We start from the raw sequence: 7,917 nt of genomic DNA, 5'->3' as shown, positions 1-7,917 counted from the left end.
ATGCTATGGCTGAAAGTTTAATTCTTGAAGGGCGAAGGGAAAGATCTTTTCCAAGGGCAGTTAAGCCAAGACCCCAACGGTATCCCAAGAAAAAGAATGCCGTTCACTCTTAAGTGAACGGCATTAGAGCCTAAGATGGCTCTCTTTTATTGTAAAAAATAAAGAGTTACTTCCTACTTTGCTCAACAATACTGGGCTTTCGTAAGTTAAGCGACATAATCATGCCAAAGATAGCCCCTTGAGTAATAATGGCTGAACCACCGTAACTAAAGAAAGGTAAAGGGCTTCCCATTACGGGCAATACACCACTCACCATACCAATATTAATAAAGCTGTATAAGAAAAAGCTGAGTGCAAATGCTGCGCTTACCAATCGGCTAAATGGTGACTCTGTTTGACAGGCCAACCACAATACTCGAGCAGTAATAAATAAGTAGAGTGCAAGTAAAACAACACTGCCGATATAGCCCCATTCTTCTGCAAAAGTCGAAAATATAAAGTCGGTGTGGCTTTCAGGTATAAAGCCTAAATTACCTTGAGTCGCATCCATCCAGCCTTTACCTTTGATTCCACCAGAACCAATAGCGATTTTTGATTGGATAATTTGGTAACCTGCGCCAAGTGGGTCTGATTCTGGGTTAAGAAACTGGGTAATACGTTTTTTCTGATAAGGTGCCATAACAAAGTACCAACTAACAGGTAGTGATACCGCGACAACGCCTAAAACAGATAAAATGATTTTCCACGCCATTCCCGCAAAATACAGAACAAATAACGCATAAATGATGGTAAATATCGCACCATCTAAATCAGGTTGAATAAAAATCAGACCAGCAGGAACCGATGTAACTAATAAGCAAAGAAAAATCTTCTTAATCGTTGGTCGACCTGCATCCGCAATAATAATCCACGCCATCATTAAAGGAATGGCTACTTTTACTAGCTCAGAAGGCTGGAATCTAATTGGCCCAATTTCTAACCAACGTTGTGAACCATTGGTGCTATCACCTAATACAAACACACCAACAAGCAAAAGCACTGTTAAACCATATAGATAAGGCGCGGAACGCTGATAGCGAAGGGGGGAGATACATGACATAAAGATAAGTGCCCCAATCGCTAATGCCGCACGTACTAAATGGCGCTCTATAATTGGTTCACTAAAGCTACTTGCACTCCATACCGATAACGTACTGAGCGTTATTAAAGTCAGAATGGCAAATAATAATGGATAGTCAATATGTGGTTGGAATCGTTTAAACATTTGCTGTTTGTATACCCACTCAAGAAGAATAATTGAGGTTTATAAAAGTGTGGACACTTTGAGGCTGACAGGGGGGAACTGCAAGCGTTATTTCTGTTTTTTTTGCTACCATTGTTATTTTTATAAATAAATTGAGCAAATATTGATATTGTAAATGTATGATGATTTGCTATGTAAATTTGTCGAGATAGAAAAGAAAAAGCAAGAGAGTAATCACGCCTGTTTTCACTGATAACTGGTATATTCTGACGTCTTTAGTTAAATGGAAATGATTAATGAAAAATGAGCAATACTACTGGGGTGTTGATCTTGGTGGTACAAAAATTGAGTGTGCTGTAATTGACCGCAATACTGAAGAGTGTGTTGTAAGAGAGCGTATTGCAACAGAAGGCCAGTTTGGTTATGAGCACGTACTTAATCGAATTAAAGAACTCATCGATCTCTGTAAAGAAAAGAGTGGTATTACTCCTGCTCGCATTGGTTTTGGTACACCAGGGACATTAGATCCTAAGCTAGGTGTAATGAAAAACTGCAACTCAACCTCACTTAATGGTAAACCTCTAGATAAAGATCTTGAGCGTATCTTAGGTTGTGATGTAGTACTGGCTAATGATGCAAATTGCTTTGCTTTAGCTGAAGCGCATTTTGGTGCTGCAAAACGTCTTAAGCCTGATGCTGAAGTTGTGTTTGGTATTATCATGGGAACAGGTGTTGGCTCCGGTATTGTCGTTAATGGCAAGGTTATCAATGGCTGCCATGGTATCGGAGGCGAATGGGGGCATAATGTTATCGAACCTAATGGCCGTGACTGTTACTGTGGTAAAAAAGGCTGCTTAGAAACCGTTATGTCGGGTAAAGGTTTAGAGGCATATTACCAGCAGTTAACTGGCCAAAACTTACCATTACCTGAAATTGTAGCTAAAGCGCGTTTAGGGGATGAAGATGGCATTAAAACCCTCAGCCGTATGATTGAAACCTTTGGTCTGGCTGTTTCTCAAATTATTAATACGATCGACCCTGATGTGATTGTTGTAGGTGGCGGTGTCGGTAATATTGATGAACTCTATGAGCAGGGGCCAAAAGCTATTTTAGCGCATTTATTTAATCCAGAGCTTAATACTTTGATTGTAAAACCCGATCTAGGTGACAGTGCTGGGGTCTTTGGAGCCGCTGCTCTTGTGAAATAAGATAAAATTAATAAAACAAAGCTCCTAAATTATGGCAAAGGGGCTTTGTTTTCATTAAAGAAATGAATGCTGCTACCTATGTTTTTAAATTATAAATTTATTGGGTAGGGAATAGCTGTAGCTTCATCAAGGCCTCGTGAAACATAAGCCTTGATGAATTTTGGTCAATGACGCGTATTGGAGCGACTATGCGTTTTGGGCTAAATAAGCCTGAACTTGATGTCGATAAGCTGCTTTTTGCTCATCGTTAATAAAACTGGCATTAATAGCATTGGTAGTCAGTTGTGCTAACTCATCTTTTGTCATGGAATGAGCATTATATACAGACATAAAATTATCGCTCATATAACCACCAAAATATGAAGGATCATCTGAGTTAATTGTCACGGCTACACCTTTACGTAATAGCTCGATAATATTATGTTGCTCCATGCTATCAAATACACGAAGCTTGATATTTGAAAGAGGGCAAACAGTTAATGGCATTTGTGTTTCAATCAGTTGCTCGATTAATTTTTTATCATCAACACAGCGTATACCATGATCGACTCGGCTGACTTTTAACATATTAATCGCATCAATAATATTTTGGGCTGGACCTTCTTCACCTGCGTGAGCGACTGTCTTTAGACCTGCTTGTTTAGCCATCTGAAAGACTTGTTCAAACTTCTCCGGTGGATGGCCAAGCTCTGATGAATCTAGCCCGACACCAATGATCTTATCTTGATGTTGTAAAATAGAGGATAAAGTTTCAATCGCACTCTCTTGAGATAGGTGACGTAAAAAGCATGCAATAATATGAGATGAGATCCCAAGTGATGCTTTACCATCAACTAAGGCTCTATGAATACCATTGATAACCGTTTCAAATGAAATTCCACGGCTTGTATGCGTTTGTGGATCAAAAAATATTTCAGTATGAATAACATTATCTTGTTTACAACGCAGCAAATAAGCCCAAGTTAAATCGTAGAAGTCTTGCTCGGTACACAGTGCGCTAGCTCCTTGATAATAAATATCGAGGAAGGACTGTAAATCTTCAAATTGGTATGCTGCTCGAAGGGCTTCTGGTGAATTATATGGAATAGCGACTTGATTTCGTTGTGCAAGAGTAAACAGTAACTCAGGCTCTAAAGAACCTTCGATATGTAAATGCAATTCTACTTTTGGCAATCCCAGAATAAAGTTTTTCATCTTTGACCTATCAAATCATTAAACTAAAACAAGTTGCTCTAAGAAAACGAGTGTGTGATAAGCCATATACCGTTACTCAGAGCAAGATTACTGTAATCTATACTCTTCATAATCAGCACTTTCCGGGGACTGGTAGAAACCCCCAAACCATATTATTGGGGTTATACGAAGAAAACATGGCCAGTTTATCAAAATGTTTGGATTTTACAACTATCGAGTTTTTCTGAGTAATATAGGGTGAGAGTGTCAATCAATATGCAAGGTAATACATAGTGGCACATTGTTTGACACAATCAGTTGAGGTTAATGTTTTTTATTGGGTATAGAATATTTAATAAAATTAATAATGATAAAAATACTAATATAATTTATAGCTAACTCAATGGGTGTGACCTTAAATAATCCAATTATGTATGTTACAGAGAAAACAATTAGGCCAACAATCGTACCGCAGAGAGAAGTCGCCATCCCAGCTTGCTTTGGGAAAAGAGTCATAGTGATTGCTATCGCATTTGGTACTATTAATCCAATGAATACAAAAATAGCAAAAATTGGCACTGTGAGAGTGAATATATTTTGATGGAAAGTCATCAATAACAACATCACAATTGACGAAATGCTCGATAATATAATCCCTGATTGTAAGATACTTTTATTATCATATTGAATAATTAAGTAGCGATTAATCATTGTACCTATAAAATAAGCACAACCAAGAAACATCGCTAAGTTACCATAAAATAGAATACTATAATTTAGTTTAACTTCAATTAAATAAGGGCCGACAGTATTAAATATTAGAACTGTACTGTAACTTAAACCATAAATAATACTCAGTAATGTAAAATCTTTATTAGTTATAATGATAACTAAATTAGTGGTGAAATTTTTTACATTAAAATGAATAATATTCTTATTAGACTCTTTAAAAAGCAATGTACAAACAAAAAATAAAATAATGCCATAGACAGTGAATAGATAGAAGTTAGCTTGCCAGCCAAATTTATCTGCAAGGTTAGCACCAATAAAAGGAGCAACGATAGGTCCAATAGCCCAACTTAGAGCAAAGTAGTTGGCCATTTTCTTCAACTCTAAACCAGAAAAAAGATCAACAATGATCGCTCGCATTCCTGAGGCTAAGCCTGCAATAGCTAATCCCTGTAATAATCGAAATAAATTCAGATAGATAATAGAATCAGACACTATACAAAGCATACTCGATATCGAGAATACCATTGATGATGCAATAAATATTTTCCGTCTGCCATAACTATCGGATAGAGACCCCAATATAATTTGGCCTAACCCATATCCGAGTAAATATAAACTGATAGTTAGCTGAATATATGAAATATTAGCATGATAGAAATGAGCCATATCAGGTAAAGATGGTACATATAAATCGATACCAATACCCATTAAAAATGATATGGATACAACTAGAAATAAAGCAATCTTTTGTTGTTTATATAGATTATGAGTCATATATTTATCAGGCTATTTTTAGTAATAGCCTAATCCTCAGTTGATTTGTTTTTTGATTTTATTTTTTCCACACTAATGTTGCTGTACTCATTTTTCCATCTATACCAACTTGGGGTAATGTATCGATAACTAACATATTATCTTGAAATGATATTTTTCTCTGAAGGGTTAAGCCGAGCCAAGATGGATCCCAAGAAACTTGAATATGGAAATTACATACATCATTTTCGAAATCAAATTTGGCCATATACGCCATCATATTTTTATACAGAAAATCATTTCTTTCGCTCTCTTTAACTGAGTCAATAAGATGCTGTCTGTCAGAAGTAATCATAACACTTACAATATTGTCTTCAGTGAAAATTATTTTTCCTTTGGGTTTTTCTCCCATAATGTCAGTTTCAATACGTGTATCTAGTACAGTATGTTTAAATGAAACGAGTTCCCATGCACCATATAAGTCTGAAATATTCATTTTATGCTCCAGTAATGACTATTAAGGATTGTAAATATAGTGGTTGTTCAAATGTTTAATGCATTATAGAGCAAGCATTACTGCAAAAAAGCTGCAATAATGTCACTATGAATCGACAATTTTGCAGCACCTTATGAATTGGGATGACACACAATACTTATTAGCTCTTGGACGAGAAGGTACTCTTAGAAAAGCCGCAGCAAGTTTATATGTTGATCAAGCTACTGTCGGGCGAAGGATCGCAGCCTTAGAAAGTCATTTAAAGTGCCAGCTCTTTGTTAGAAGTAATAAAGGGTATGAGTTAACTTTTGCTGGTCAGCAAGCATTTTACGAAGCAACTAAAATAGAATTGGCGGTATCGTTTTTAGTCAAAAAAGTAAAAGGGTTTGATCAACAACTGAGTGGTGATGTCGTGATATCTACAACAGATTCTGTTGCCATTGATTTTGTCACGACAGCGGTGAAGCAAATCAGAACAATTGCACCAGATCTTAGAATCAAACTTGATGTAACTACGCAGATTTGTGATATGACAAAACGAAATGTTGATATTGCAATCCGAAATATTCGGCCGAAAAATTCAGATCTTATTGTAAAACGTTTATTAAAATCACCAATGTATCTGTATGCCAGTGAGGATTATATTGGGCATAATCGTCCGTCTAAAAGTGTTTCTTCATTAGATGATTTAGATCTTGTTGTCCATGCCCCTATGTTAGAAGCTAATGCATCAACTCTATGGGGGTTATCAGTGGAAAATGCAAGAATCGCCTTACTTGCTGATAGTAGTTTGTTGCTAAGATCGGCAATTAAAGGCGGGATTGGTGTTGGTTTTTTACCTGAATTTATGGCAAAAAAAGATAATCTGGTCTCTATTTTACCTGATTACCATATCGATACCGATTATGAATTGTGGATGGTCACACATGCTGATACGATGAGCTCTGCTAAAATTCGTTTAGTTATCAATATATTAAATGAGATATTTGCCAAGTCAGATTGCTAATAGCTCGCGTGTTGTGAATGAACGCCTCAATTTATCACTTTGTTAAGGTTCTGTTGAAGAGTGAATTGTTAACCTCTAAGCTAATATTAGAGGTTAAGTGAAATGGAGTAGAGTGATGGTTTGTAAACTCTTCAACAAAAGTCGATTTCTTAAAAACTATATAGGTGTGTTAATACTAATGTTAACCTCATTCTCTAGTTATGGCTTTGTTGGTGAGGTACTTGAACCTATCCCAGAAATAAAAGCGCCCTTTATGGTTCATCAGCACACGAAAGAGTGTGGGCATGACTTTTTGACTTATCTAAAAGAAAGACAAAAACAGCAAGACCAACAAGTAAATAATACAGATAATAACAACACAAATACTCCCGATGATTGGCTAGTTATTGAGTAGATTATTTTTATGTAAATGTCATTTGTTTTTTCATATCGCCTATTATTTTGGTATACAGTTTCCAACTCTTTATCAAAAAATATCACTATTTTAGTAGTAGTGAAGGGATTTAGTTTGAGTAGGTCATCATTTTTTGGACTATGCTAGATAGTTTTTATGTTGATAACGTGTTGGTTTCTCTCTTACTATGCTCTTGTTTGCTCGCTAGAATACAACCAAATATAACAATAATACCGCCAATCATTTGCATGATAGATATTGTTTCTCCAAGTGTCATATATCCAATTATTCCTGTAGAGATAGGAATAAGTAGTTGAGTCATATTGAATATTGCAACACCTTGTTTCTTGAGTATATAAAAAGCCATAAGCATCCCATAGATACCTGCAAATATAAGACCTGTGATAAGGGTAAATGGGACTTCTTTAAGGTTACTGAATGTATCTGTATAGATGGTAATAGATAAGAATATTATTCCTGATAAAGTAGCCGTTGATGCACTGATTACAATAGCAGGTAGATTTAATGCTAATTTTTTAACAATAAGATTTTGTATGGATTGAATAGTAATAGCGCATGTTAGATAGATATATCCAGTGTAGATGATTTCGTTACCATTACTGTAGTTACTATTTAGAACAAAAATTAAAGAGCCTAAAAAAGCAATAATAGCGCCATAGGTAAATCGTCTATTAGTAACAATTTTTTGTTCATCAGAGTAAAAGATTGAAGCAAAGATAATGCCTAATGGCATAGCTAAAATTCCAAAAATGCTTCCTGATATAGCTGAGGTGTACTTTAATCCATTGATAAAGAAAAACATATTTGCTGTCATGAATGTAGCGAGAAGAAAAAGTGATAATACTGTTCTGTAGTCTTTTAAAATGGTTTTAATTTCTTCTCTAAACTTAA

8 protein-coding genes and 1 riboswitch are annotated in these 7,917 nt (G+C 35.7%); of the genes, 3 read left to right on the top strand and 5 right to left on the bottom strand.

Features of this window, described 5'->3' with window-relative positions; all coding sequences use genetic code 11:
* Positions 1–166: 166 nt before the first annotated feature.
* On the bottom strand, positions 167–1,264 hold the full coding sequence (gene rodA / locus CTN07_RS21715; protein ID WP_005305248.1) for a rod shape-determining protein RodA: 1,098 nt from the start codon (positions 1,262–1,264) through the stop codon (positions 167–169).
* Positions 1,265–1,539: 275 nt separating this feature from the next.
* Here rodA and CTN07_RS21710 point away from each other — a divergent pair, with 275 nt between their 5' ends.
* The gene (locus CTN07_RS21710) at positions 1,540–2,451 is read left to right on the top strand and encodes an ROK family protein (RefSeq protein ID WP_005305245.1); all 912 of its coding nucleotides are present in this window, start codon (positions 1,540–1,542) and stop codon (positions 2,449–2,451) included.
* 186 nt (positions 2,452–2,637) lie between these two features.
* Here CTN07_RS21710 and CTN07_RS21705 read toward each other — a convergent pair whose 3' ends face one another.
* From CTN07_RS21705 to CTN07_RS21695, 3 genes are all read right to left on the bottom strand, one after another.
* The gene (locus CTN07_RS21705; RefSeq protein WP_005305242.1) at positions 2,638–3,645 is read right to left on the bottom strand and encodes an adenosine deaminase; all 1,008 of its coding nucleotides are present in this window, start codon (positions 3,643–3,645) and stop codon (positions 2,638–2,640) included.
* 89 nt (positions 3,646–3,734) lie between these two features.
* Positions 3,735–3,834: riboswitch (purine riboswitch) on the bottom strand.
* 114 nt (positions 3,835–3,948) lie between these two features.
* Positions 3,949–5,130 carry a Bcr/CflA family efflux MFS transporter gene (locus tag CTN07_RS21700; protein WP_005305240.1) on the bottom strand — a complete coding sequence of 394 codons (1,182 nt, stop codon included), beginning with the start codon at positions 5,128–5,130 and terminating at the stop codon, positions 3,949–3,951.
* A 58-nt stretch (positions 5,131–5,188) separates the two neighbouring features.
* Entirely contained in the window at positions 5,189–5,605 is a 417-nt protein-coding gene (locus CTN07_RS21695; RefSeq protein WP_036765700.1) for a lipocalin-like domain-containing protein, read from the bottom strand.
* 133 nt (positions 5,606–5,738) lie between these two features.
* Here CTN07_RS21695 and CTN07_RS21690 point away from each other — a divergent pair, with 133 nt between their 5' ends.
* Both CTN07_RS21690 and CTN07_RS21685 read left to right on the top strand, forming a co-directional pair.
* A complete protein-coding gene (locus CTN07_RS21690) occupies positions 5,739–6,611 on the top strand; it encodes a LysR family transcriptional regulator (RefSeq protein ID WP_005305237.1) in 873 nt (290 codons plus the stop codon).
* 178 nt (positions 6,612–6,789) lie between these two features.
* A complete protein-coding gene (locus CTN07_RS21685) occupies positions 6,790–7,005 on the top strand; it encodes a hypothetical protein (RefSeq protein WP_136039102.1) in 216 nt (71 codons plus the stop codon).
* A 154-nt stretch (positions 7,006–7,159) separates the two neighbouring features.
* On the opposite strand, the gene CTN07_RS21680 is transcribed toward CTN07_RS21685, so the two are convergent.
* The coding region (locus tag CTN07_RS21680) for a DMT family transporter (RefSeq protein ID WP_107183763.1) at positions 7,160–7,917 on the bottom strand (758 nt) is incomplete at its 5' end.

Source organism: Photobacterium damselae (assembly GCF_003026815.1).
GTDB lineage: Bacteria > Pseudomonadota > Gammaproteobacteria > Enterobacterales > Vibrionaceae > Photobacterium > Photobacterium damselae.
The sequence above is the reverse complement of the archived record's forward strand: the minus strand, read 5'-3'. Positions and strand labels throughout refer to the sequence as shown.